Annotated in this window: 22 protein-coding genes and 5 pseudogenes; 15 read left to right on the top strand and 12 right to left on the bottom strand. The window is 63.7% G+C overall.

Annotated elements, in window-relative coordinates; genetic code table 11:
* The first annotated feature begins 1 nt into the window (after position 1).
* The 4 genes from GFK26_RS03675 (at position 2) to tnpC (GFK26_RS03660) (ending at position 2,569) form a co-directional block, all read left to right on the top strand.
* Positions 2-169 carry a hypothetical protein gene (locus tag GFK26_RS03675; RefSeq protein ID WP_153280849.1) on the top strand — a complete coding sequence of 56 codons (168 nt, stop codon included), beginning with the start codon at positions 2-4 and terminating at the stop codon, positions 167-169.
* A gap of 53 nt (positions 170-222) precedes the next feature.
* Positions 223-594 carry an IS66-like element accessory protein TnpA gene (gene tnpA, locus GFK26_RS03670; protein ID WP_153280848.1) on the top strand — a complete coding sequence of 124 codons (372 nt, stop codon included), beginning with the start codon at positions 223-225 and terminating at the stop codon, positions 592-594.
* Positions 591-917: an IS66 family insertion sequence element accessory protein TnpB gene (gene tnpB / locus GFK26_RS03665; RefSeq protein ID WP_228121897.1), complete on the top strand. Its 327-nt coding sequence runs from the start codon at positions 591-593 to the stop codon at positions 915-917. The genes tnpA and tnpB (GFK26_RS03665) overlap by 4 nt, the downstream gene beginning before the upstream one ends.
* A gap of 74 nt (positions 918-991) precedes the next feature.
* Positions 992-2,569 carry an IS66 family transposase gene (gene tnpC, locus GFK26_RS03660; protein WP_153280847.1) on the top strand — a complete coding sequence of 526 codons (1,578 nt, stop codon included), beginning with the start codon at positions 992-994 and terminating at the stop codon, positions 2,567-2,569.
* Positions 2,570-2,587: 18 nt separating this feature from the next.
* Here the strand turns inward: tnpC (GFK26_RS03660) and GFK26_RS03655 are convergent, their stop codons facing one another.
* Positions 2,588-2,968 (bottom strand): hypothetical protein, encoded by a 381-nt coding sequence (locus GFK26_RS03655; protein WP_153280846.1) that lies wholly within the window; start codon positions 2,966-2,968, stop codon positions 2,588-2,590.
* A 390-nt stretch (positions 2,969-3,358) separates the two neighbouring features.
* Here GFK26_RS03655 and GFK26_RS03650 point away from each other — a divergent pair, with 390 nt between their 5' ends.
* A complete protein-coding gene (locus GFK26_RS03650; RefSeq protein ID WP_194274022.1) occupies positions 3,359-3,985 on the top strand; it encodes a cytochrome b/b6 domain-containing protein in 627 nt (208 codons plus the stop codon).
* 305 nt (positions 3,986-4,290) lie between these two features.
* The gene (locus GFK26_RS03645) at positions 4,291-5,022 is read left to right on the top strand and encodes a glycosyltransferase (RefSeq protein ID WP_153285848.1); all 732 of its coding nucleotides are present in this window, start codon (positions 4,291-4,293) and stop codon (positions 5,020-5,022) included.
* A gap of 91 nt (positions 5,023-5,113) precedes the next feature.
* Here the strand turns inward: GFK26_RS03645 and GFK26_RS03640 are convergent, their stop codons facing one another.
* On the bottom strand, positions 5,114-5,350 hold the full coding sequence (locus GFK26_RS03640; RefSeq protein ID WP_153280844.1) for a hypothetical protein: 237 nt from the start codon (positions 5,348-5,350) through the stop codon (positions 5,114-5,116).
* The gene (gene cadR, locus GFK26_RS03635; protein ID WP_153285847.1) at positions 5,347-5,823 is read right to left on the bottom strand and encodes a Cd(II)/Pb(II)-responsive transcriptional regulator; all 477 of its coding nucleotides are present in this window, start codon (positions 5,821-5,823) and stop codon (positions 5,347-5,349) included. Before cadR ends, GFK26_RS03640 begins: the two co-directional genes overlap by 4 nt.
* Positions 5,824-6,596: 773 nt before the next feature.
* Between cadR and GFK26_RS03630 the strand changes: the two genes are divergently transcribed.
* The 3 genes and pseudogenes from GFK26_RS03630 to GFK26_RS03620 all read left to right on the top strand — a co-directional run.
* Complete coding sequence (locus tag GFK26_RS03630) at positions 6,597-7,136, top strand: protein-disulfide reductase DsbD N-terminal domain-containing protein (protein WP_228121896.1); 540 nt, start codon at positions 6,597-6,599, stop codon at positions 7,134-7,136.
* A 334-nt stretch (positions 7,137-7,470) separates the two neighbouring features.
* A complete protein-coding gene (locus tag GFK26_RS03625) occupies positions 7,471-8,670 on the top strand; it encodes a glycerate kinase (protein WP_153280842.1) in 1,200 nt (399 codons plus the stop codon).
* A gap of 166 nt (positions 8,671-8,836) precedes the next feature.
* A pseudogene (locus GFK26_RS03620) lies at positions 8,837-9,012 on the top strand (IS5/IS1182 family transposase); the annotation flags it as partial.
* Between the two features lie 79 nt (positions 9,013-9,091).
* Here GFK26_RS03620 and GFK26_RS03615 read toward each other — a convergent pair.
* From GFK26_RS03615 to GFK26_RS03605, 3 genes and pseudogenes are all read right to left on the bottom strand, one after another.
* Positions 9,092-9,595, bottom strand: a complete 504-nt coding sequence (locus GFK26_RS03615) for a hypothetical protein (protein WP_153280841.1) — start codon at positions 9,593-9,595, stop codon at positions 9,092-9,094.
* Positions 9,592-9,807 (bottom strand): annotated as a pseudogene (locus GFK26_RS03610) (transposase domain-containing protein); the annotation flags it as partial. The pseudogene GFK26_RS03610 and the gene GFK26_RS03615, both read right to left, overlap by 4 nt.
* On the bottom strand, positions 9,741-10,121 hold the full coding sequence (locus GFK26_RS03605) for a hypothetical protein (protein ID WP_153280840.1): 381 nt from the start codon (positions 10,119-10,121) through the stop codon (positions 9,741-9,743). The pseudogene GFK26_RS03610 and the gene GFK26_RS03605, both read right to left, overlap by 67 nt.
* Between GFK26_RS03605 and GFK26_RS03600 the strand changes: the two genes are divergently transcribed.
* The 4 genes from GFK26_RS03600 (at position 10,120) to GFK26_RS03590 (ending at position 13,929) form a co-directional block, all read left to right on the top strand.
* Positions 10,120-10,329, top strand: a complete 210-nt coding sequence (locus GFK26_RS03600; protein ID WP_153280839.1) for a hypothetical protein — start codon at positions 10,120-10,122, stop codon at positions 10,327-10,329. The two genes, GFK26_RS03605 and GFK26_RS03600, sit on opposite strands and share 2 nt — an antisense overlap.
* Positions 10,316-11,551, top strand: a complete 1,236-nt coding sequence (locus tag GFK26_RS34115) for a recombinase family protein (RefSeq protein ID WP_228121895.1) — start codon at positions 10,316-10,318, stop codon at positions 11,549-11,551. Before GFK26_RS03600 ends, GFK26_RS34115 begins: the two co-directional genes overlap by 14 nt.
* Positions 11,535-12,386 carry a helix-turn-helix domain-containing protein gene (locus GFK26_RS34110; RefSeq protein ID WP_228121894.1) on the top strand — a complete coding sequence of 284 codons (852 nt, stop codon included), beginning with the start codon at positions 11,535-11,537 and terminating at the stop codon, positions 12,384-12,386. Before GFK26_RS34115 ends, GFK26_RS34110 begins: the two co-directional genes overlap by 17 nt.
* Before the next feature lie 328 nt (positions 12,387-12,714).
* Positions 12,715-13,929: an IS110 family transposase gene (locus GFK26_RS03590; protein ID WP_153285846.1), complete on the top strand. Its 1,215-nt coding sequence runs from the start codon at positions 12,715-12,717 to the stop codon at positions 13,927-13,929.
* A gap of 46 nt (positions 13,930-13,975) precedes the next feature.
* Here the strand turns inward: GFK26_RS03590 and tnpC (GFK26_RS03585) are convergent.
* The 3 genes and pseudogenes from tnpC (GFK26_RS03585) to GFK26_RS34650 all read right to left on the bottom strand — a co-directional run.
* Positions 13,976-15,139 (bottom strand): annotated as a pseudogene (gene tnpC, locus GFK26_RS03585) (IS66 family transposase); the annotation flags it as partial.
* A gap of 366 nt (positions 15,140-15,505) precedes the next feature.
* The gene (tnpB, locus tag GFK26_RS03580; protein WP_153280838.1) at positions 15,506-15,844 is read right to left on the bottom strand and encodes an IS66 family insertion sequence element accessory protein TnpB; all 339 of its coding nucleotides are present in this window, start codon (positions 15,842-15,844) and stop codon (positions 15,506-15,508) included.
* On the bottom strand, positions 15,783-16,151 hold the full coding sequence (locus GFK26_RS34650) for a hypothetical protein (RefSeq protein ID WP_416222562.1): 369 nt from the start codon (positions 16,149-16,151) through the stop codon (positions 15,783-15,785). The genes tnpB (GFK26_RS03580) and GFK26_RS34650 overlap by 62 nt, the downstream gene beginning before the upstream one ends.
* A 172-nt stretch (positions 16,152-16,323) precedes the next feature.
* On the opposite strand from GFK26_RS34650, the pseudogene GFK26_RS03570 reads away from it, so the two are divergent.
* Positions 16,324-16,635 (top strand): annotated as a pseudogene (locus GFK26_RS03570) (transposase); the annotation flags it as partial.
* Between the two features lie 175 nt (positions 16,636-16,810).
* On the opposite strand, the gene GFK26_RS03565 reads toward GFK26_RS03570, so the two are convergent.
* From GFK26_RS03565 to GFK26_RS03555, 3 genes are read right to left on the bottom strand one after another with little or no spacing between them, the layout of a single operon-like run.
* Entirely contained in the window at positions 16,811-17,524 is a 714-nt protein-coding gene (locus tag GFK26_RS03565; protein WP_153280837.1) for a hypothetical protein, read from the bottom strand.
* Positions 17,521-19,053, bottom strand: coding sequence for an alkaline phosphatase (locus GFK26_RS03560; protein ID WP_373669305.1), 1,533 nt, complete (start codon positions 19,051-19,053; stop codon positions 17,521-17,523). The genes GFK26_RS03565 and GFK26_RS03560 overlap by 4 nt, the downstream gene beginning before the upstream one ends.
* A gap of 32 nt (positions 19,054-19,085) precedes the next feature.
* Complete coding sequence (locus GFK26_RS03555; RefSeq protein WP_153280836.1) at positions 19,086-20,558, bottom strand: alkaline phosphatase; 1,473 nt, start codon at positions 20,556-20,558, stop codon at positions 19,086-19,088.
* A 193-nt stretch (positions 20,559-20,751) separates the two neighbouring features.
* Between GFK26_RS03555 and GFK26_RS03550 the strand changes: the two are divergent.
* Positions 20,752-21,506 (top strand): annotated as a pseudogene (locus tag GFK26_RS03550) (transposase).
* Positions 21,507-21,642 lie beyond the last annotated feature (136 nt).

Genomic DNA, 21,642 nt, shown 5'->3' with positions numbered 1-21,642 from the left:
CTTGAGCGGGTTCGCGGCCAATCAAATCCTTACGCATGGTGCCTTGGCATTGGGCGGCGTGGAATTTGAACTGTTCGGCATCCTCTACAGCCGCAGACTCAACACCACCGCCGCCATTTTCTGGGCAATCGCGCTCGTTGTTCGTATGCGTCCGGCAAAGTCATCTTGATTCCGTCTCTGCTCCATAGGAGGCTCTACTCCACTTAACTTCTTCGTGGACACGTGGACACTTCTGTCTTGGAGCCAGCAGGCCGGCGGCGCAGGCGCAAGCACAGCGCCGAGTTCAAGGCCGAACTCATCAGGGCCTGCCAGCAGCCTGGCGTATCGAGCGCGGCGATCGCACTGGCTAACGGGCTCAATGCCAACATGCTTCGCCGGTGGGTCAATTGTGCCGAGCAGCCTGAGCCTGCCGCTGCATCTGTCAGACCGCTGCCGCCGCCGGCCCCTGAGTTCGTTCCGCTGAAGTTGCCTGCACCGCAACCACAGACCGACATCCGCATCGAACTTCAGCGCGGTGGAGTCAGCGTCTCGGTCATCTGGCCGGTCAGCGCCGCAGCGGACTGCGCGACCTGGGTGCGCGCGGTGCTGCGGTGATCCGGGTCGATGCACTGTGGCTGTCGGTGGAGCCGATGGACATGCGCGCCGGAACCAACACAGCATTGGGCCGGGTCGTCGCGGTGTTCGGCGCTGCCCATCCGCACCACGCCTACGTCTTCGTTAATCGCCGCGGTGACCGGCTCAAGGTGCTCGTGCACGACGGCATCGGCATCTGGCTATGCGCTCGACGTCTTCATCAGGGCGGCTTCGTTCGAGCCTCGCTCATGAACGAGGCGCTGACCCAGGCGCAGTTCGACGCACTGGTCCTCGGCCTACCCTGGCAACGCATCGGCGAAGCCGGCGTGATCACCGTGGTGTAGAGGCGCAACGCTGCCGCGCAATTGAGGGATGTGCCGATGGTCTGCAGGGCCGCCCTCTGGCACGATCACCCTCCGTGATCGCAGACGACGACATCGACACGTTGGACCCGCAGCAGTTGCGCGAGGCACTGCGCGCCGCGCGAGCGCAGGTCACGCTCAAGTCCGAGCTCGTTGCTCGCCATGAACGCGCCGTGGCGTTCAAGCAGACCGTGATCGACAAGCTCACGCACGAGATGGCGGTCCTGAAGCGGCTGAAGTTCGCCGCCACCAGCGAGCGCTTCAGTCCGGAGCAGAAGAGCCTGCTCGAAGAAGCCATCGACGAGGATCTCGAGGCGCTTGCCCGCGAGGTCGAGAGGGTGGTTCCGGCCGCCAAGGACAGCAATGAGAAGCGCCAGCCCAAGCGCCACGCGCTGCCAGCGCACTTCCCACGGCGCGAGGTATGCCACGAGCCTGAGACCACGACGTGCAGTTGCGGCTGCGCGCTCAAGCGCATCGGCGAGGACGTGGCTGAGAAGCTCGACTACACGCCTGGCACGTTCACGGTAGAGCGTCACGTCCGCGGCAAGTGGGCCTGCACCAAGTGCCAGACGCTGGTCCAGGCGCCCGTCCCCGCGCACGTCGTCGACAAGGGCATCGCCACCGCTGGGTTGATGGCCCACGTCACTGTGGCCAAGTACATCGATCATCAGCCGCTGTACCGGCAAGAGAGCATCCTCGGACGGGCGGGCTTCGCCGTACCGCGCTCGACGCAGGCCGAGTGGATCGGCGCCATCGGCGTGCAGCTGGCGCCACTGGTCCAGGCCATGCGCGAAGACCTGCTCGGCCGGCGAGTGCTGCATGCCGACGAAACGCCAGTTGCAATGCTCACGCCGGGACTGGGCAAGACCCATCGCGCGTACCTTTGGAGCTACTGCACCACGGTCTGGGACGACATCGACGCGGTGGTGTTCGACTTCGCAGAGAGTCGGGCCGGGCGCCACGCTCGCCGCTTCCTCGGCATCGAGGAGGACGGCAGCGGCGGTTGGCGCGGCACGTTGATCTGTGACGACTACTCGGGATACAAGCAGGCCATGGCGGCTGGCGTCACGGAGGCCGGTTGCATGGCCCATGCGCGACGCAAGTTCCACGAGCTGTGGGCCAATCACAGCAGCACGCTGGCCGAGCAGGCCTTGAAGTTGATTGCGACGCTTTACGACATCGAGCGCGAGATCAAAGAGCTGTCGCCCGACGAACGACTTCACATCCGAAGGCTCAGGGCGAGACCGGCGGCCGACCTGCTGCATGCCTGGTTGATGGCACACCGGCAGAAGTTGCCCGATGGCAGCGCCACAGCCAAGGCCATGGACTACAGCCTCAAACGCTGGGCCGCGCTCACGCGCTACGTCGACGACGGCGAGCTGAGCATCGACAACAACAGGGTCGAGAACCTGATCCGGCCTATCGCGTTGGGCCGCAAGAACTGGTTGTTCGCCGGCAGCCTCCGTGCCGGCCAAAGGGCGGCGGCGATCATGAGCTTGCTGCACACAGCTAGGCTCAACGGGCATGACCCTTACCAGTACCTCAAGGATGTGCTGGAGAGGTTGCCGACGCAGCCAGACAGCCGCATCCGAGAGTTGCTGCCCTATAGCTGGACACCTGACAGCGCTGCCTGACCGAGCATCTGCGCCTGGTCAAGATGTCTTGGCCGGACGCATACCGTTGTTCTTGTTTGGGCCGCCTGGATTCGCCGCAATCCGCAGCCGTGAGTTGGGCGCGCTGCGCACGCAGTGCACTCGGACCGAAACGCGAACTTTGCACGCCATCCTTTGAAGCTGAAGCATTGCCGCACGCTCTGCATGGTCGGGTGGCACTATCAACTCCACCAAATCTGCGTTGGTCTGGCAGCACCGGTCGTCCAAACCGCTGAGCGAGGGTTTGACGGCCACGCCCTTCCGACTCAAGCGAAAACCCGACACTGCTTGGTCGAATTCAAGGTTCTGGTCCTCGCGGGACAGCACGCGCTTAGCGAGCGAATTGGCGGCGAATCCCCGCTCCTCGCGCGCGAAGACCATCCGCTTGCCTTGTTGCCGCTGACTTGCAGTCCTGCCCCCAAAACCGAGCATCTTGGGACGCTTGCAAAGCCCGAAAATACCACTTGACCCTATAGCGATTTCATAGAGTATCTTGAGTGCCTTCGCAAAATTTGGAAGTGAAGCAATGTCCTCAAGTGTCCTCTACCTAAGGCGATGCGATACGCCTGATCGTCGCGTCGTTGTTCAGACTTGGCCGGCCGCAGCACCTCGATGCTGAAGGGCATAACGCTGGCCCAGAGGGCTGCGCATCGCGTCGGAGCCATGCATACACCCGCTAAATCACCACCATCTCGGCAATCCGGGCACGTCACCTTGGGCTTTGAACAGGTGCTTGTCTGGGATGCTCCAGTGCGTGTTTTTCATGGACTCATGATCATCTGTTTCGTGGGTGCATGGCTGACAGCGAAACAAGAGGGTTGGCGCACAGTTCATGCGACCTTGGGTTACACCATGATGGGCTTGGTCGCGTTTCGCATCACCTGGGGCTTTGTAGGCACCCACTATGCGCGGTTCACGAATTTCGTGCGAGGCCCTAGTGCCGTATTGGGCTGCCTGCGGTCGATGGGGCACGGCGGTGCCCGACGGCACATTGGGCACAGTCCCGTAGGCGCCTTGTTCGTCCTCGCGATGTTGCTGCTGGCGCTGGTGGTCGGCGGGTCAGGTTGGGCAAGCGAGGGTGGGTTGGTCGTAAGCCGACGGAGAACTTTCCACGAGGTCGCGGGTAACATAATGCTGGCGCTTGCAGGCTTGCACATTCTTGGCGCGGTATTCGGCAGTTGGCGTGCCGGTGAAAGCCTGATGCGGTCGGTGTTCACTGGGACCAAGTTGGGTTTTCGCAGCGAAGCCATTCCGAGCGCGCGGAATGGCTTCGCGCTACTCATCGTAGCCGCAGTCGTGGGCTTCTGGTGGTATCAATGGCGAAGCAGGGACGCTGCTGTCGCCAGTTCGAAGCCAATTGCCTCGGAAGTGCAGCGCGAGCCGGTGGCCGACGACTGAATAACCGTCTTTCAAGTCAAGCGGTAAAGTGATCGCGGGTGTTGGTTGGTCCTCAGCATGGCGTTGAGAGTGAGCCTGGCCATTTGGGCCGCGCGCCCTTGCGCCTTTGCTGCCAACCGAATCCATGGCAGTGTGCGCTGCGCCGACGTGGCCGCGACCTTGCGCCGGCTCGCCAGGGCCCCCCTTGATCACCTGCGTCACATCCAGCGGAGGCAAGGCCACAGGCATCGTGCAGCGCACATGCATGGCCTAAGGTTCGCCCCGCCATCTTTGAAACCTCAGTCTCAGTGAACGCCATTCAATCCATGCAGCCGCAGCGCCTCATACTTAGCATGAAGTGGGGCACCAAGTATGGTCCCGAGTATGTCAACCGCCTCTATGCGATGGTGCGTCGCCACCTGAGCGGGAATTTCCGCTTCGTTTGCCTCACGGACGACGTGCGGGGCATCCGGCCCGAGGTGCAGTGCCTGCCCATCCCTGCGCTCGATCTGCCCGCGGGCATTCCTGAGCGCGGGTGGACCAAGTTGGTCACGTTCTCTGCCGACCTGTACGGCCTGCGAGGCACGGGGCTCTTCCTCGACCTCGACGTGGTCATTGTTGGCGGGCTGGATGCCTTCTTCGAGCATTCCGGCAAATTCTTGATCATCCACGACTACAAGCGGCCGTGGCGCGTGACGGGCAACTCCTCCGTCTATCGCTTTGAGCTCGGTGCCCATCCGGATGTACTTGAGCACTTCCGCACGCACTTCGCCGAGGTGCGCTCGGCGTTCCGCAACGAGCAGGCCTACCTTTCGGACTTCATGCATCGACAGGGCAGGCTCGCCTACTGGCCGGAGCACTGGTGCCCAAGCTTCAAGTACGATTGCATCCCACCGTGGCCGAGCAACTACTGGCGCTCGCCCTCTGTGCCGTCTGATGCTCGAATCGTGATTTTCCACGGCGAGTGCAATCCGCCGGATGCGCTCGCGGGGCGGCGCAACCGCCGCTGGCGCTTTATTCGCCCGGCGCCATGGGTGGCCGAGTGCTGGAGAGAGTGAGCGCACCGCTGCGCCGCCCATGGCAACGCAGACAACGAGGAGCCTCATCGGGTTGCCAATGCGTACCTTCGTGGAGATACGCTCGCTTGGGTCATCTTTTCTTAAACGGCTCAAGCTGTGGCCAGTAGCGCCGCGGATATTCCAGATCGCGAAGACCGACCTCGGCGTCACCAAGCTCGATGCGACTGTCGAAGAACGTGCCAAGAAGCTTGTCCCAAATCACGAAAAACTCCCCGAAATTCACTTGTGCCTCCTCGAAGTCGCCGATCCCCGGTGCGATCCACGCGCGTCCAACCATGAGAAGCCGACCGAATTCAATCCGTCTCAAGGCCCAGATTTTGCGCTGCGTGTGCCTTGTGGAGGCCTGCGGTGGCCGACCGAGTGAACTCCGTGAGCGTGCACCGCTACGTGGAGGTTGACTTTCTTCAGTCCATCCAGGATTCCGCACTCAGCGGCCACTCCATCGCACGTCTCGCGCAGGGACTTGAGTTCCTTCTGAAGTTGCCTCAGATCACGGATGCGTTGGGCCACATGCTCGATGTGCTCATCCAAAACGTCATTGATGGCGTGGCAGTTTTCTCTCGGCGCATCCTGAAAGCGCAGCAGCGCGCGGATCTCGTCGAGCGTCATGTCCAATGAGCGGCAATGGCGAATGAAGGCCAGCCGCTCCAAGTGCTCGCGGCCGTAGACACGGTAGTTTCCGTCGCTGCGCGGAGGCTCCCAGAGTAATCCTTCGCGCTCATAGAAGCGGATGGTCTCTGCCTGGGTCCGGGTGATTTTTGCGAGTTCGCCGATCTTCATAAACGAGCCCTTTTCAAATTCGAGTGTAGCTCTGGCACTTTGGCCTTCAATCTCGCCCAAAGAATTGGGGCGCACCTGCGCCGGTCGCCAGGCGCGGCAAATCGTCTGCAAGTTCGACCTCGACATTAGAGGGCCAGTGCATACGCAGCGGTTCGTCCAGCACACCGTGGTGGCTGTAGTGACCTGCTATGAGCCCGACGCGCGCGAGCATGCCGCGACCGCGATCCCTCTGGCGCTGCAGAACACCTTTGATGCCTGCCGCATCGCCCGACGGCTGCGTACCCCAAGAAACCTTCGGGTCAGGACCATTGCTTCCTTTCAACTGATGCGCCCCGGCCAAGAAAAAAATTTGGAGCAGTCAGAACGAGAGGTCATCGAGGGGGAGATCGCTCGTCATTGCTGCACCGAAAGATTAACGTGGGGCGGACAACCGCAGGCCATCATTGGAAACTATGGAGTCGCTGGAAGGTCAAGCCAGCCGCGACATACAAAGATTCCGGCGGAGGAAGTTTCACTCGTCCCCTAAAATCTTCGCCCATTCCTCATATCCCACAACACTTGATGTCCTATTTCATTCCCGCCGCAATGGCTGAGACAGCGGGTGGCGTGCAACTCGCCCAAAAACGTGGCAGGCCCGCGAAATGCTGGCGCTGTCTGCCTGCGACACCGTCAGTCGGACGCATCAAGGGTTGGCGAAACATCCACCTCTCGCGCGAGGGTTTCTCAGTTGACGGCGGGCATCGGATTAGCTCCAGAACGAATGAGGAACCATGATGCTGCAAAGGTTAGCCAAGGGCATCCAAAGTCCTCTATGCAAGAGGTTCGCTCGCCGCCAAATTCTGACTGCAGTCGCCGGCAGCTTTATAAGCTGGACCGCGGTACACAAGCCCGCCTGCGCAGAGAGTCTGCTCGAGACTTTCTTTAAAAGGCGCGCAGCGGACGATTTTCTGCCGCCTGAAAAGGCGTTCAGGCTCCGGATTTTCCCGAGCGGCCGTACCTCGCTCACCGCCGTCCTCGAGCCGTCACCGGGCTACTACCTGTATCGAGATCGAATCCAGTTTAGCGTAATCGACTCTCCAGGGGTGTCCATCCGATCTGCGACTTTGCCGAAGGGAGAAGCAAAGAAGGACCCCAACTTTGGGTGGACCGACGTATTCCGCAAGACTGTGGAAGTGCCACTGGAACTTGACCGAACGGCGTCGGCGAGAAAGGTGAAGGTGCGCGCCATCTACCAAGGCTGCGAGGAGAAGCGTGGCGTCTGCTACCCTCCGACAACGGCCGAATTCATTTTGGATCTGCCGAATTCTTCGTAGGCGTCGCTTGATCACCGGTGGCTAGGGGCTTCTGAGGAGAAGAGCTGACGCGAAGCGAAGCCCACATTCGCGGTTGCGGAGAAAGAAGTGAGCGCCTCGTGTTCATAGCCATTGGATCGTTCGATCCTCAGCCGCTACGTTCAATCGGGGTGATATCCGCGCATCGGCATCATTGGCGGACAGGTCCCTTGCTCGGCGCGACGCGTCTCATTCTTGGCGTCGAACAGCTTGCTCGACAAAGGCCGCAGCCGCTCCAGCGCCAAGCGCGCCCCTCGGAGGTAACGTTCCGAAGGAACATGTTCCGCGCACTGCTCGATGACCTGAGGCTGTACCTATGACTATCCCGGCAAGGCGGAACAATCTGCGTCCGCGAATCCTTCTTGCACCATGTGGCTTCAAGGAGAGCCTGAGCGTAGCTGAATTAATCGAGAGCATGGCACGAGGAGTAAAAGCGGCTGCACCCGAAGCCGAGATCCTGCGTGCGCCCATGGCAGATGGTGGCGAAGGTTTTGCTCAGACGCTTGTGGAGTTGACAGGTGGCTGTCTGCGTCCGGTGCAAGTGACCGGTCCTGTGGGCCAGCCGCTGGAGGCGCATCTCGGTTTGCTCGGCGGAGCCCATGTTGGAACTGTAGCGATTGAGATCGCTGCGGCGGCTGGTCTACGGCACGTCCCTGTGGGCCAACGAGATCCCCTCTGGACCACAAGTTACGGTGTAGGTGAACTAGTCCGCGAAGCTTTGGATTTGGGCGCCCGGCGTTTGCTCATCGGTTGCGGCGACAGCGGCGTGAACGATGGCGGCGCCGGACTTGCCCAAGCGTTGGGCATCAGGCTTTCTGATCGTAGAGGGCGAGCCATTGGCCGCGGCTGCAGGGCGTTGGGCGACCTCGCTCACGTGGACCTCTCGGGGCGCGACCCGCGACTCAGCGATGTCAGCATCGATGTTGCGGTGAACTGGGACAACGTGCTGCTAGGACGACGGGGTGTTTCGCGCATTTTCGGACCGCAAAAAGGAGCGTTGCCCAAGGATCTTGACACATTGGAGAATGGGCTCAGGATCCTCGCGGAGGTATTCAGGCGTGATCTCGGGATTGATGTTCGCTCCATGCAAGGGGCAGGGGCATCAGGAGGACTGGGTGCAGGGCTGCACGCATTTCTGGGCGCGTGTCTTTATCCCCGGTTTGAGATTCTTTCGCGCTTCTTGGACTTTGACGCACTCCTCGAGCGCGCCGATCTCGTATTGACCGCGGAAGGAAGCATCGACGGACTCACGCCCTTCGGCAAGCTACCGGCGGAGGTGGCGCGCCGTGCGAATCAGGCCGGCATTCCCGTGGTCGCGATCGTTGGGTCAGTCGCAGACGGGGCAGACACAGTGCACGAAATCGGCATCGATGCCTACTTCAGTATTGTCGACCGGCCCTGCTCGATGGCCGACGCAATGTCGAGGGCGCCGGAACTAGTGGCAAGAGCTACAGAGCAAGTCGTTCGCTTGGCACTCCTTGACTGCCAATCTACGCGCAATTGGCAAAAAAAATAGCGTAGTGCAAGTTTCAGGGCGGCCTTGTGGTGTTGCCATCGAAGCAGTCGCTCACAGGCGATAGATACACTGTCGGAATGTGGAACTCCGAGATGTCGGTGAGCCACGCCGGCTTGGTCGGCCAGTCGCACTATCGTCAGCTCGGCTATCGCGCGCTCCTCTAGCGCTGATCCAGGCTTGGGCCGGACACAAGAGCTTCGTCTGCAAGGACGGTGGCGACGACGGCGACAGTGGCGGGACTTCAAGGGACAGCGACGCAGCAACGACACGCGCGAGTCGAAGACGGATCCCGATTCGAAGCTGTACCGCAAGGGCAAGACTGACAGCGAGTTGCGCTACATGGTAATCGTCCGACGAAGGCCGTCCTTGCCTGATGCACAGTGAGCGTCCAGTCATCCCATCTTGACCGGCCCCACGCGGGTCACTCGGACTGCAACTGCGCTCCGACGTAGGCAATGCACTCCACGAGGTTGAGGGTGGCCAGCAGCAAGAACTTCTCGGCGTCAGTTCTCACGCGCAGCAGGTCGTGCTGGCCAAGGTGGCCGTACACGAACGCCAACAAGTAGCGCTCGGGGTGGTCGACGCAGAACTTCGTGATCATCTGCGCAACGAGGTCTGGCGGCACGCCCTCGGTGAACTGCATCGTCGCCGTCAGCCGCTGCAAGCAGGTTTCCTGGACGTCTTCAGAGATCGTCGGCACGGCGTTCCCGCAGTGCTTCATGGCCTGGAAGGCGACCAGCAGAACGTGGATCGGGACCTCAAGCTGCAGCATGTCGACACCGTAGCGCGGCAACACGAGGATGGAGGCCAGCAGGTTGGGCTGCTGGACGTAGATTTCGTCAGCCAGCTCAACCTTTTGTTGCGCCCTCGCGCGGTCGACGTCGATGTTCGCCCGGACCATCACGGCCTGCGTGAGCAAGGTCATGGTCGCGCGTCGGACGCTGGCTGCCATCGGTGCGGCAGCATGTCCTCGATCTGGCTGGCGCGCTGCGTCGGCAGGCGCTGCAACACGTCGTGCAGGTAGGCCCAGGGGTCATGGCCGTTCAGGCGCGCCGACTGCACCAGGCTCATCACGATGGCGGCGCGTTGGCCAGCGAGTTCACTGCCCACGAACATCCATGCCTTGCGGCCCATCGCAATCGCCGGGTCATTCTGCCCATGTCGGGCAAGAAGTCGAAGTCTTCTATCGCTGGCACCCGCTCTACGGCCGTCGCGTCAGGCGGCAATACAGCGAGCAGCGCGCCAACGGTGAGGTCGTTCACGTAGAAGTTGGTCCGGGGATCGTCATCGTCGTCGCCGCATGGATGCTCAATCCCACGATCTGCGCGCCCATGCAGCTGGGTGCGCCGCGCGTCGCGCTGGATGCGCTCAACGAGTTGCACGATCTCCTCTCGCAACAAGGACTTCGGCGAAGCTGCACGGGTGTTCATCACACCCGCAAGGAGCGCCATGACCCAGATCTCCAGACTGCGCCGATCCGTGACGACATCGGCATCACCACAGTCCAAGTCCCATCGTCAATTGAGCCTGACGTTCGAGTCCTCTGTCCTGCGGGGCATGACCCCGAACGAGCGATCAAACGTGATCGCGCAACTGGCGATCGTCCTGCTGCAGGCCGCCGGCGTTCAACCAAGGGAGGCTGACGATGAGCAACTCTGACCTATTGCCGGCCGCCGTGCTTCGACGCAAGGCCGTCGTCTATGTACGCCAATCCACGCAGACACAGGTCCAGACCAACCTGGAGAGCAAGCGCCGCCAGTACGACCTCGTGGCGGAGGCCCGGCGCCGGGGATTCGCCCAGGTGGAAGTCATCGACGACGACCTGGGCCGGTCCGCCAGCGGCATGGTGGCACGGCCAGGCTTCGATCGCCTCGTGGCATGGCTTTGCGCTGGCGAAGTCGGCGCCGTGCTGTGCTTCGATGCTTCACGACTTGCTCGTAACGGGCGAGACTGGCACCACCTGCTGGAGCTCTGTGGCTTAGTCGAAGCCCGTGTCATCGACCTGGACGGTGTTTACGACCCATGTCGCCCCAACGACCGACTGCTCCTGGGCATGAAGGGCAGCATCAGCGAGTTCGAACTCGGCGTGCTCCGCGCAAGGATGTTCGAAGCCGCCCGTGCCAAGGCCCTTCGCGGCGAGTTGTGGATCAGCGTGCCGATCGGCTATGTCTGGCATCGAGAGATCGGTCTCGGCTTTGATCCGGACATCCGTCTGCGGGAGACGATCCGGTTGATCTTTGAGCGGTTCCGCAAGCTCGGCAGCGCGCGCCAGGTGATGCTGTCGCTCGCGACCGAGGAGGTCCATTTCCCGCGCCCCTCGGACGGTAAGAAGATGGTGAGCTTCGACTGGACACCAATCCGCTACCGCAACGTGATCTCGGTGCTCAAGAATCCGTTTTATGCCGGGGTCTACGTGTACGGCAAGACTGAGAAGCGCACGACACTTGTGGACGGTCGGCTGCGCAAGACCTATAAGCACGGCAAGCCGGTCGATCAGTGGGATGTGATGCTCAAGGAGCATCATGAGGCCTACATCGATTGGACCGAGTTCGAGCGCAATCAGAAGCAGCTTGCCTTCAATGCCTACGGTAAAGTTGACGGAGCGAAGTCAGGGCGCGGCGGTCGGGCCTTGCTCGCAGGGAATGCTGTGCTGCGGACGTTGCGGTCGACGTCTGGTGGTCGCCTACGTAGGGCGCGGGGTGCCGCAAGCAGTGTACCGATGCGACCGTCCCAACCTGCAGCTGGCGCAGCCGAGGTGTTTCACATTCGGCGGCCGTCGGCCCGACGAAGCGGTCGCCCGGGAACTGTTGCGTGCAGTCGAGCCTCTGGCCATCGAAGCCGCTCTGCACGCCGAACGGAGGCACATGGAAGTCCAGGCTGATCAACGACGCATTTCGGAACTCGAGCTGCAGCAGGCACGCTACGAGGCCACGCTCGCAGAGCGCCGCTATGCAGCCTGCGATCCAGACAACCGGTTGATCGCCGCGCAACTCGAGAAGTCATGGGAGACCGCGTTGCAACGCGTGCTCGCCTGCGAGCAGCGCTTGAATACGGTCGAACAGAAGCAGGCGTCGAGCAAGCCCGACTTGTCTGGCTTGGCGGAGGATCTTGCCGGTGCGTGGAACGCGCCGGGTGTGACGATGCGCTCGCGACAGCAGCTGCTGCGTTCCCTCATCAAGGACATCGTCGCCGACGTCGACGACGCGGCCCGCGAGGTTGTGCTGACGATCCACTGGCGCGGCGGACAGCACTCGCAGGTGAAGGTCATCAAGCCGCGCTCAGGTGAGCATGGCTGCCGCACGCCAGACGAGGCGTTGGCCGTGATGCGCAGCATGGCCAGCAAGTGGTCCGACGAACACATCGCTGCGACACTCAACCGTATGGGCCTGCCCACCGGTCAGGGCAAGACCTGGAACGCGCACCGCGTCAGTTCAGTGCGCATGGTCAACGACATCCGCGCATACCGGTCGGCGCATAAGGATGGTGAGTGGCTGACGATGTCAGAAGCAGCTGCCAAGCTTGGCGTCAACAACCGCCGAATCCGGCGCCTCATCAAGGAAGGATTGCTGCCCGCAGAGCAAGTCGTTGCACGCGCGCCTTATCAAATTCGCGCAAGCGATCTGCTGGATCAACGAGTGATCGACGCCGTCGCCCGAACAGATCGCCCGTGTCAGGTTTTTCCCGAGAACCAGATCTCAATGTTTTCAAGCACTTAACGAAGTGGGGCACTATGAACAAGCCATTGCCCACGGCTTGATTTGGCGCTCGAGGTGGTTGTTACCGGGCATGCTTGTCTCCGCGCGCCTCCCGGCACACGTCACACCAGCAGGCGTATCGTGCACGTACCGGGATTGGGGCGACGGAAGCATAGGTGTTTGCGGGCAGGCCGATCTTAGACAATGAGCTGCGAGCTCGGGTTGTTATCTGGCTGCCCCTTCGACTCGCCCGGTTGCGCTGCGAGCGCGAATCCGTAGTTGTCGTGTTGTCCGCGAGCTTCCGCCTTGTCGTTTCACTCACAGGAGGTGACCTATGAGAGTTATCGGCTTGGATGTGCATCGGAACTTTGCGCAGGTGGCGATCGTCGAGAACGGCCAGGTCAGTCAGCATGGCCGCTTTGCGATGGATCGAGTCGCCGTGCTCAAGTTTGCCGAGACCCTGACCAAGAAAGACGACGTCGTGCTCGAGGCCACCGGCAATACGGCGGCTATCGTCCGGCTGCTCGAGCCGTTCGCGCATCGCGTCGTGATCGCCAACCCGCTGCAGGTCCGGGCTATCGCCTGGGCCAAGGTCAAGACGGACAAGATCGACGCTGCAACGCTCGCGCGCCAGCACGCTGCGCAGTTCCTGCCTGAGGTCTGGATGCCTACTGAGGAGGTCTGCGAGCGACGACGGGTCATCGCGGAGCGGACCCAACTGGTCTCGCAGATGACGCGGCTGAAGAACAGGATCCACTCGATCCTTCATGCCAACTTGATGCCGCAAGAGACGGGCCGAATCTTCAGCGCGAAGGGGCGGGCGATCCTGGAGGGCTTGCCCCTTGCGCTCGACCAGATGCGCATGGCGCTTCGTCACCATGACGAGATCCAGCGCCTGGCGGCGGAGTTGGCGCTGATTGATCAGGATGTGGCTCGCCATGCACTCGACGATCCGGAAGTTCGACGTCTGATGACGATCGGCGGGGTCAACGTCGTGGTAGCCGCCAGCGTGCTCGCCGCGATCGGCGACATCAAGCGGTTCTCGAGCTCCCAGAGGCTGGTCGCCTACCTCGGGCTCAATCCCTCGGTTCACCAGTCCGGCGATCGCCCGGCCTATCACGGACACATCACTCATCAAGGAAACGGTCATGCGCGAAGCATGCTCGTGGAGGCAGCGTGGGTCATCGGGATGGGGCCTGGCCCGCTCAGCGCCTTCTTCCACCGCATCAGTCTCAAGCGAGGACAACCCGTTGCCGCCGTCGCCACCGCACGCAAGTTGGCCGTGCTCGTCTGGCACATGCTCACAAAAGAGCAGGACTACACCTGGGTTCGACCGGCCTTGCTTCAGTACAAGCTGCGGGCGTTGGAACTTATATCGGGGCGGCCATCGCGGCGCGGCGGGAAGACTCCTGGTCCGGCGCGTGACTACAGCATCAAACCTGTGCGCGATGCCGAGAGAGACCGCGTGCGCGAAGCCGAGAAGGCTTATGAAAACTTCGTCGCGTCCTGGAAGGAGCAGCCTCCCGTAAAGCGAAACCCTCCGGTGAAAGGGGAAAGTCTCTGAAACCCTTGTCAAAAGCATCCGTGTCGATGGCGACCGCGCCGTCGTCCAGGTGCCGCGTCAGCGCGGCCCAGTGCCCCAGCGTGTAGTCGATGGCCTTGGCCGTCGGGCCGCCATCGGCTACCAGCCGGCGCTCCAGTTGTAGCCAGTGCTTAAGCTCTTCCCACAGCGGCCTGGCGAGCTGCTGGCGTTGCGCCCGGCGCTCGTCATCGCTGAGCTCTTTGAGCTGTGCCTCGACCCCGTAGATGCGCGCGAAGCGACGCACCGCCTCCAGGCCCACCACACTGGTGCCGTCGTGCGTCAGCTCTTCGAAGTTGCGGCGCGCGTGCGCGGCGCAGGCTGCGCCCAAGCGGTCCGGATACAGCCGGGGATCGACCACGGTCTCGTAGGCGCCGTAGCGGTCGGTCAGCAACGTGCCCGACCATCGTCGGCCGTGTCTCCCTCGGCCTCCCAGGAATGCCAGCGGGTACTGCGCCCCGCGTCCCGGGCAGAACTCGTAAATCACACCAGGCACCTTGTCGTGCCAGCTTCTGGCGTAGGCCCAGACGTAGGCTCGGCGCGTCTTGCCCGCGCCGGGGTCCAGCAGGGCCACAGGGGTCTCGTCGGCGTGCAGCACCGCGCAGCTGAGGATGAAGCGCCTGTGCGCCTCGTGCAGCGGCTCCAGCGCCGCACCGGCCTGGCCGGTGATGGACGCCAGCGTCGAGCGCGGTGTGTGCACGCCGCTGCGGGCGTTGATGGTCGCTTGCCGGTAATACGGCATGTGGTCCACGAAGCGGCAGATCAGCGTGTGCGCGACGAAGCCGCTGGCAGCGATACCGCCCTCGATGACTTCTGCCACGCTGGGCGCCTGGCGCAGCACCTGGCAGCAGCGGCAGGCCCACTTGCCATAGATGTGGCGGTGCACGAAGAACTCGGCCGGCACGATGTCCAGGCGCTCGCTGACCTCCTGGCCGATGCGCGTCATCGGGCGCCCGCAGCCGGGCTCCAGGCAGTCGGTGCGCTCGGGCTCGTGGTGGTGTTCGACACGGCGCAAGTGATCGGGGAACGGATTGCGGCGCGGCCGACGTGGGGGCGCCTTGGTCGTTGTGTCCGAGGTTGCTGCGGCGGCCGCGGCCGCGGCGGCTTCACGCCGAAGCCGCTCGAGCTGCTCGCGCAGGCCCGCCTCGTTCTCGGCCAGCGTCTCCTCGAACAGGCGGCGCTGCTCGGCGTTCATGGCCTCGGACTTGGCGCCGAACTTCCAGCGCTTGAGCCTGGCCAGCTCGAAGGTGATCTTCTCGATCTTGGCCTCGCGCAGTGCGATCTCGCGGTCCTTGCGCTGCAGCAGTGCGTCGCGCTCGGCAAGAGCCTGGTCGCGCTGCGCAAGGACACGGCCATGCTCGGCCAGCTTCTGCTGCTGCTCCTGGTCTTGCACATGCTGGAGCAGCTGAGCAACCAGCGCAGCTGTCTCGGCGGACAGTCCCGAAGGATTCGCTGCAGGAAGATCACGCACGCCAAGCATGCGTTGCATGGTGCCAGACCACGGCGATGACGCCATCGGCACATCCACTGCCACGCATGCAAGGGCGGTTGTGTCTGGGCCTCAGGCCCGCGTGATGATGCTCAGCTCAGGAAGGCGCTGCCACGGCAGGCCCAGGACCAAGGCGTCGAACTGCGCAGGTGTGAGCGACAGCAAGGGCGTTGCGTTGGTCGTGCCCGGCCAGACGAAGCGCCCCGCGTTGAGCCGGCGCGCCGCGCGCCACACGCAGAAGCCGTCGTGCACCAGCAGCTTGACGCGCGTGCCGCGGGCGTTCGCGAACAGGTAGCCATGGTGCGCCTGCGCTGCGCCGACGACCTGCACGACGCGCGCCAACAGGCGCTCAGCGCCGACGCGCATGTCGATGGGATCGGCAGCAAGCCACATCGCGTCGATGCGGATCATCGAAGCAGCTCGCGCATCCAGGCCGCGCACTCGCTGGGGCGCTCGCCGGCCAGGTCACGGTGACCACTATCGGCCCACGGCGCAGCTCGATGCGAACGTCCGAGACATGAGCCGGCTGCACTGGTGGCGGCAAGCTGACCGGGACGAACACTGTCTTGGCTTCTTGCGCCTTCGGGGCCTCGGCGGTGGTCGCGTTGACGACGGTGATTCCCGAGTTCATCTCTGCGTCGCGAACCCATCGGCGCAGCCGATTCGCGTTGACGCCTTGGGCCATCGCCACGGCCGCCATCGACATGCCCGGCTGCATGCAACTGGCCACTGCGTTTGCCTTGAATTCGTCGCTGTGAATGCGACGTCGCCGGCGTGTGCCGGCTTGTTGATCGGGGATAGTGCTCACGTGCCCACCAAGAGTTGTTGATGGGGACTGGGCTCCTATGCTCCGAGCAGGCTTTCAAGATGGCTGGACTGGACGCCCACTCAAGGGCTACGACGCGGCCGAGTTCATCGAGGCGCTGCATCGCATGAAGGTCACGCCGCATGTGGCGCAGAACAAATCGGGGCGTCGTTCGGCGGTGGCCGACGAGATCGCTCGGAGCAAGGGCTATGCGATCTCGCAGCGCAAACGAAAGCTCTTCGAGCAAGGCTTCGGCTGGGCCAAGTTCGTCGGCCCCATCCGGCAGGTGATGGTGCGCGGCATCAAGAAAGTCGACCAGTTGTTCGTGCTGACGATGGCCGCCTACAACTTGATGCGCATGCGGACCTCGGCACAAGTCCGTCCGTTGGCCCCGTAAGGGGCCAGTGAGATCCGAAAACGGGAAATCGAAGCGGGAAAACAGCGACGGCAGCGAGCCCGGAACGTTGAAATCACACAACCGCCGTCTTCGGTGCGCAGGATGCCTTTCGGCACGCTTGGTACTTCAGCAGCCTGCTAGGCCTCACTCCTCCCTACGCAGCGACCCTGCTCACTCAGTCCAGTAGGTCCGAATAGTCGCTGCGCGCGTAGCTCTCGACCTGCTGCCACGGCAGTACCTTCGGCGCGGCGATGGCCGAGGCAGTCATCACGTTGAGCGAGGTGCCATGCGCGTCGCGCTGCTCGATCTTGCGCGCATAGCGGCCCGCCACGTCCCAGTCGACGCGCAGCGTGCGTTCGCCTTGCGGCAGCTCGTAGCGCTGCACGCCACCGCGCGCCGTGCCGAGCGCCTTCATGCGCGGCAGGCTGGCCGGGTCGATCAGCCAGTAGGCGTTGGCCCACGAGCCGCTGTAGCCGACGTTGCCGTAGTTGGCCGCGTCCACCTCGATCACCTTGCGCTGCTGGCGCAGCACCATGTTCACCTGCACCGTGCCGGCTGCATCGTGGCGCAGCCACAGCGGCGCCGCGGTGTTGTCGGCGTGCGAGTGGCCGATGTGCACCTTGCCTTCGCTGGCCTCGTGGTCGTGGTCGGCGCGCAGTGCAGGGGGCAGCTCGCGCTCGATCCACACCGTGCCGGCGCGGCGCACCATGCGGTCGGCGTAGCGGCTTTCGCGCTGCACGCCGTCCTTGCCGATCGACATCACGTGGTGCGTGATGCGCAGGGTCTGGTCGGGCGCGGCGGCATCATCGCCTGCCGCGCCGGCTGCCAGCGGAAGGGCCGCGAGGGCCGCCGCCGCCAGCAGCGTCTTGAGCGTCACGGCAGCCTTCACAGGCCCGCCGCTTCCTTGACCTTGTTGAACACCTTGATGTTCTCCACCGTGCCCTTGAAGAGCTTTGCGCCCGCGCCGCCGGCGAACAGCATCACGTCGCCGCCGCCGTGCGTTTCCGACCCCGGCGTGCCCAGGTTGATGCCGACTTCCTGCAGGAAGTTGTCGTCCGTGGTGTCCATCGCGGTCTGGTCGTCGCGCGAGGCGCCGCGCGCCGGCGCGATCCACGGCTTGTTGCCGTCTTCCGGGTTGACCTGGCTGGAGGCTGTCGCGTTGGGCCGGCCGCCGTTGCCGAACACCAGCGTGGTGTAAGGCTTGCCATCCGCCGCCTTCGAAGGCTTGCCGTCGGCGTAGCCGTTGACCTTGCCCAGGATCGGGTTGCCGATCTTCGGATAGCCGTTGAAGGCGATCGCGTGGTCGTGGTCGGCCGTGACCACCACCAGCGTGTTCTTCAGGCCCGGGTCCTTCTTGTTCATGTAGTCGAGCGCGGTCTGGATGGCCGTGTCGAAGGCCAGCGTGTCTTCCAGCGCGCGCTTGGCGTTGGTGCCGTGCAGCGCGTGGTCGATGCGCCCGCCTTCCACCATGAGGAAGAAGCCCTTGTCGTTCTTGCTGAGCACGCCCAGGGCCTTCTCGGTCATTTCCGACAGGCTCGGCTGGTCGAGGCTCTGCTTCACGCGGTCGAGCTCGTAGGCCATTTCGCTCGGCGTGAACAGGCCCAGCAGCTTGCCCGTGGCGCCCGCGTCGACGGCGCGCAGCTTGGTGCCCGTGTCGACGTAGGTGTAGCCCTTGGCCTGCATCGCCGTCACCAGGTTGACGCCGTCGGTGCGCTTGCTGCCTGCCAGGACCGTGGTCGGCAGGTAGTTGCGCTGGCCGCCGCCCAGCAGCACGTCCACGCCGTCGAGCAGCTTGGGGTTGTAGTTGGCGTGGCCCGGCACGCTCTGCTCGGCGATGGTGTTGTAGCCGTTGCGGTTGCAGATGTGCGCGTAGGTGGTGGCCGGCGTGGCATGGCCGACGCGCGTGGTCGACACGGCGCCGACCGCGCGGCCCTTGGCCTTGGCGAGTTCGAGCAGCGTGTCGGCGGCCTGGCCGTTGGTCGGCGGGCAGGTGGTGTTCTCGCCGTTGATGTACTGCTTGCCGGCGCTGTCGACGGCGACCGTGTCGCTGGACATCGAGATCACCTCGTTGCGCATCTTCACGCCGGTCATGTAGGCGGCCATCGAGGGCGCGCTGTCGGTGGTCTGCCCGTCGAGCGAGAAGGTCTTCACGCGCGCCGCATACGGCAGCGATTGCATCGTGAGGTTCGCGCGCTCGGGGCTCACCAGCGAGCCGGGCTTGGCGGCCAGCTGCTTCTCGCCCTTGTAGATGCGCGCGGCGGTCACGGTGACAGGGCCCATGCCGTCGCCGAGGAAGAAGATCACGTTCTTGGCTTCGCCGGCGGCGTGGGCGCCGGTGGCGAGCGTGCCGGCGGCGGCGCAGACGAGCGCGGCGGCCAGGCGGGTGGTGCGGAGGGTGCGGTTCATGGTCGTGTGCATGGTTGTGTTCGTCGATGCGTGGTTGCCGCCCCTCACAGGCCGACCGCCTTCTTGATCAGGCCGAACACGTCGGTGTTGGTGATCACGCCCGAGAAGTTGTCGGCGCCCAGGCCTTGCGCGCCCAGGAACACGTCGGCGCCGCCGTGGGTTTCGGAATCGCTCGCGGGGTCCATCGGCACCACGGCTTCCTGGCGGTAGTCGGGCAGCTCCAGGTCGGCCTCGCTGATCGCGATGTCGCGCGCCGTGCGGTTCGGGCCGTTGCCGAAACCGATGATGGTGTAGGGCATGCCGTTCACGTCCTTGCTGGTCTTGCTGGTGTCGACGTAGTCCTTCACCAGGCCGAGCACGCCGGGCTTGCCCGATTCGGTCTTGCCCGTGCGCGCGGCATAGCCGTTGAGCTGCAGCGTGTGGTCGTGGTCGGCCGTGACCACCACCAGCGTGTTCTTCAGGCCCGGGTCGATGGCCTGCATCTTCTGCAGCGCCAGCTTGATGGCGTCGTCGAAGGCGCCGGTGTCCTGCAGCGCGCGGCGCGCGTTGGTGGCGTGCAGGGCGTGGTCGATGCGTCCGCCTTCCACCATCAGGAAGAAGCCCTTCTTGCGCGCCGCCAGCGCGTCGATAGCCTTGCCGGTCATCTCGGCCAGGCTCGGTTCCTTGGTCGGGTTGCGGTCCAGGTCGTAGGCCATGTGGCTCTTGGTGAAGAGGCCGGCGATCTTGGTGGCGCCGTCGGCCGGCAGCTTGTCGAACTCGGCCCGGCTGGCGGCGAAGCTGTACTTGGCGGTCTTCAGCTCGGCGATCAGGTCGCGCTTGTCGTTGCGCTTGCCGCCGGCTTCCTTGGCCGTGAAGTAGTCGGTGCCGCCACCGAAGAACACGTCGACGCCGTCGCCCAGCTTGCCGTTGTAGCCGGCGCCGCCCGGCACCAGCGCGGCGGCGATGGTGTTCTCGGCGTCGCGGTGGCACACGTGCGAATACGTGGCGGCGGGCGTGGCGTGCGTGATGCGCGTGGTCGTGACCACGCCGGTGGCGTAGCCCTTGGCCTTGCTCTGCTCCAGCAGCGTGTCGACGGCCTGGCCGTTGCCCGAAGGGCAGGTGCTGTCGAAGTTGACGTGGTAGGCCTTGCCCGCGGCGTCGGTGGCCTTGGTTTCGGCACTCATCGAGATGACTTCGTTGTTCATCTTCACGCCGGTCATGTAGGCCGACATCGAGGGCGCGCTGTCGGTCACCTGCGCGTCGTTCGAGTAGGTGTGGACGAAGGCGGTCTCGGGCAGCGTGTCGATCGTCAGGTCGCCGTCCTCACCGACCTTGTAGATGCGCGCAGAGGTCAGCGTGGTGATGCCCATGCCGTCGCCCAGGAAGAACAGGATGTTCTTCTGTGCCTGCGCGGCCGGCGGCGGCGTGGTCGGTGGCGGAATGAATGGCAGCGACGGGCTGCCGTTGTCGTTGCCGCCGCAAGCGGAAAGCAGTAGCGAGACGCCCAGCAGCGCTGGGGCAATGAAGCGTTGGGTCATGCAAATCCCTCGGGTGATTATTCGAGCGGCACGCCTCTTGCGGGCCGTCCTACGGATAATCTAGATCTTGCCAATGACTCAATCGTGACGTCCCCTAACAGGCTGCAGAAATACTCCCCGTCGGTCGGGACGCGGAGTCGCACAAGCGTTGGAGGTTGATCCTCCGGCCGTTACAAGAAAAGATCCCCAGACGATGCGCGGAGCCGATACCTTCATCGAGAGCTTGTCCACTGCGCCGCCTGGAGAACTTCGTGCCTCCTGATCATCCGCTGTGCCCGATCCGCGCGATGGTCAATGACGCATTGCTCAAGATGGACGGCCTGTTCGCCGGCATGTACGAGGCCGACATCAAGGGCGGTCGCCCCAGCATCGCACCAGAGAAGCTGCTGCGCGCGATGCTCTTACAGATCTTCTTCAGCGTTCGCTCGGAGCGCCAGGTTCATAGGGCTGGCCATGGACGATCCGGTCCGGGTGCCCAGCATCTTCACCAAGAGCCGCGAACGACTGATCGCGCATGACGCGGTCATCGAACTGTTCAACCACAGCGTGGGACCACGGATTGCAAGGGCTGACTGTAGGGCTGTGAGGCGGCGGAGGATGACACGATCAGCATCACGCAGGGGGTGGGGAACGGCTATGACGCACAGGAGTTCATCCATGCGTGCCTGGAAATGGGCGAGATCCCGCATGTGGACCAGAGCACTTCTGGGTGGCGCTCGGCAGTGCCCCGAGACCATCGCCGCGAGCGAGGGCTATGTCCCGTCGCAGAGAATGCACAGGCTCATAGAGCCGAGGCCCGGATGGGTCGAGACAGTGGGACGAATTCGTCAGGCAAAGGTGCGTAGACCCAAGCGCGTGGACCACCTGTTCGTGCTGACGATGGCGGCCTACAACTTGACGCGCGTGCGCTCGCGGAGGGAGCAGCAAGTCACGCACGCGGTCACATGAGGTGCACAAAGGTCCCAAAACACTCATGGCGAAAACGGCTCCAAAAATCGCAGCCGGACGCAGCCCGGACGCAGCGACCGCTCGCCGGCGAGGATGGCTCGCCTCGCTGAGAGTATTTACGTGGCCTGCTACTCCC

Source organism: Variovorax paradoxus (genome assembly GCF_009498455.1).
Taxonomy (GTDB): Bacteria; Pseudomonadota; Gammaproteobacteria; order Burkholderiales; family Burkholderiaceae_C; genus Variovorax; species Variovorax paradoxus_H.
The sequence above is the reverse complement of the archived record's forward strand: the minus strand, read 5'-3'. Positions and strand labels throughout refer to the sequence as shown.

Bases quoted from the DNA above. Each gene is read 5' to 3' on its own strand.
- GFK26_RS03655 (WP_153280846.1), bottom strand. From the start codon at position 2,968: ATGGTCTTCGCGCGCGAGGAGCGGGGATTCGCCGCCAATTCGCTCGCT.
- GFK26_RS03645 (WP_153285848.1), top strand. From the start codon at position 4,291: ATGCAGCCGCAGCGCCTCATACTTAGCATGAAGTGGGGCACCAAGTAT.
- GFK26_RS34115 (WP_228121895.1), top strand. From the start codon at position 10,316: ATGAGCAACTCTGACCTATTGCCGGCCGCCGTGCTTCGACGCAAGGCC.
- cadR (WP_153285847.1), bottom strand. From the start codon at position 5,823: ATGAAGATCGGCGAACTCGCAAAAATCACCCGGACCCAGGCAGAGACC.
- GFK26_RS03605 (WP_153280840.1), bottom strand. From the start codon at position 10,121: ATGGCGCTCCTTGCGGGTGTGATGAACACCCGTGCAGCTTCGCCGAAG.
- GFK26_RS03560 (WP_373669305.1), bottom strand. From the start codon at position 19,053: ATGCACACGACCATGAACCGCACCCTCCGCACCACCCGCCTGGCCGCC.
- GFK26_RS03615 (WP_153280841.1), bottom strand. From the start codon at position 9,595: ATGACCTTGCTCACGCAGGCCGTGATGGTCCGGGCGAACATCGACGTC.
- GFK26_RS34110 (WP_228121894.1), top strand. From the start codon at position 11,535: ATGGAAGTCCAGGCTGATCAACGACGCATTTCGGAACTCGAGCTGCAG.
- GFK26_RS03650 (WP_194274022.1), top strand. From the start codon at position 3,359: ATGATCATCTGTTTCGTGGGTGCATGGCTGACAGCGAAACAAGAGGGT.
- GFK26_RS03625 (WP_153280842.1), top strand. From the start codon at position 7,471: ATGACTATCCCGGCAAGGCGGAACAATCTGCGTCCGCGAATCCTTCTT.
- tnpB (WP_153280838.1), bottom strand. From the start codon at position 15,844: ATGATCCGCATCGACGCGATGTGGCTTGCTGCCGATCCCATCGACATG.
- GFK26_RS34650 (WP_416222562.1), bottom strand. From the start codon at position 16,151: ATGCAGCCGGGCATGTCGATGGCGGCCGTGGCGATGGCCCAAGGCGTC.
- GFK26_RS03630 (WP_228121896.1), top strand. From the start codon at position 6,597: ATGCTGCAAAGGTTAGCCAAGGGCATCCAAAGTCCTCTATGCAAGAGG.
- GFK26_RS03555 (WP_153280836.1), bottom strand. From the start codon at position 20,558: ATGACCCAACGCTTCATTGCCCCAGCGCTGCTGGGCGTCTCGCTACTG.
- GFK26_RS03600 (WP_153280839.1), top strand. From the start codon at position 10,120: ATGACCCAGATCTCCAGACTGCGCCGATCCGTGACGACATCGGCATCA.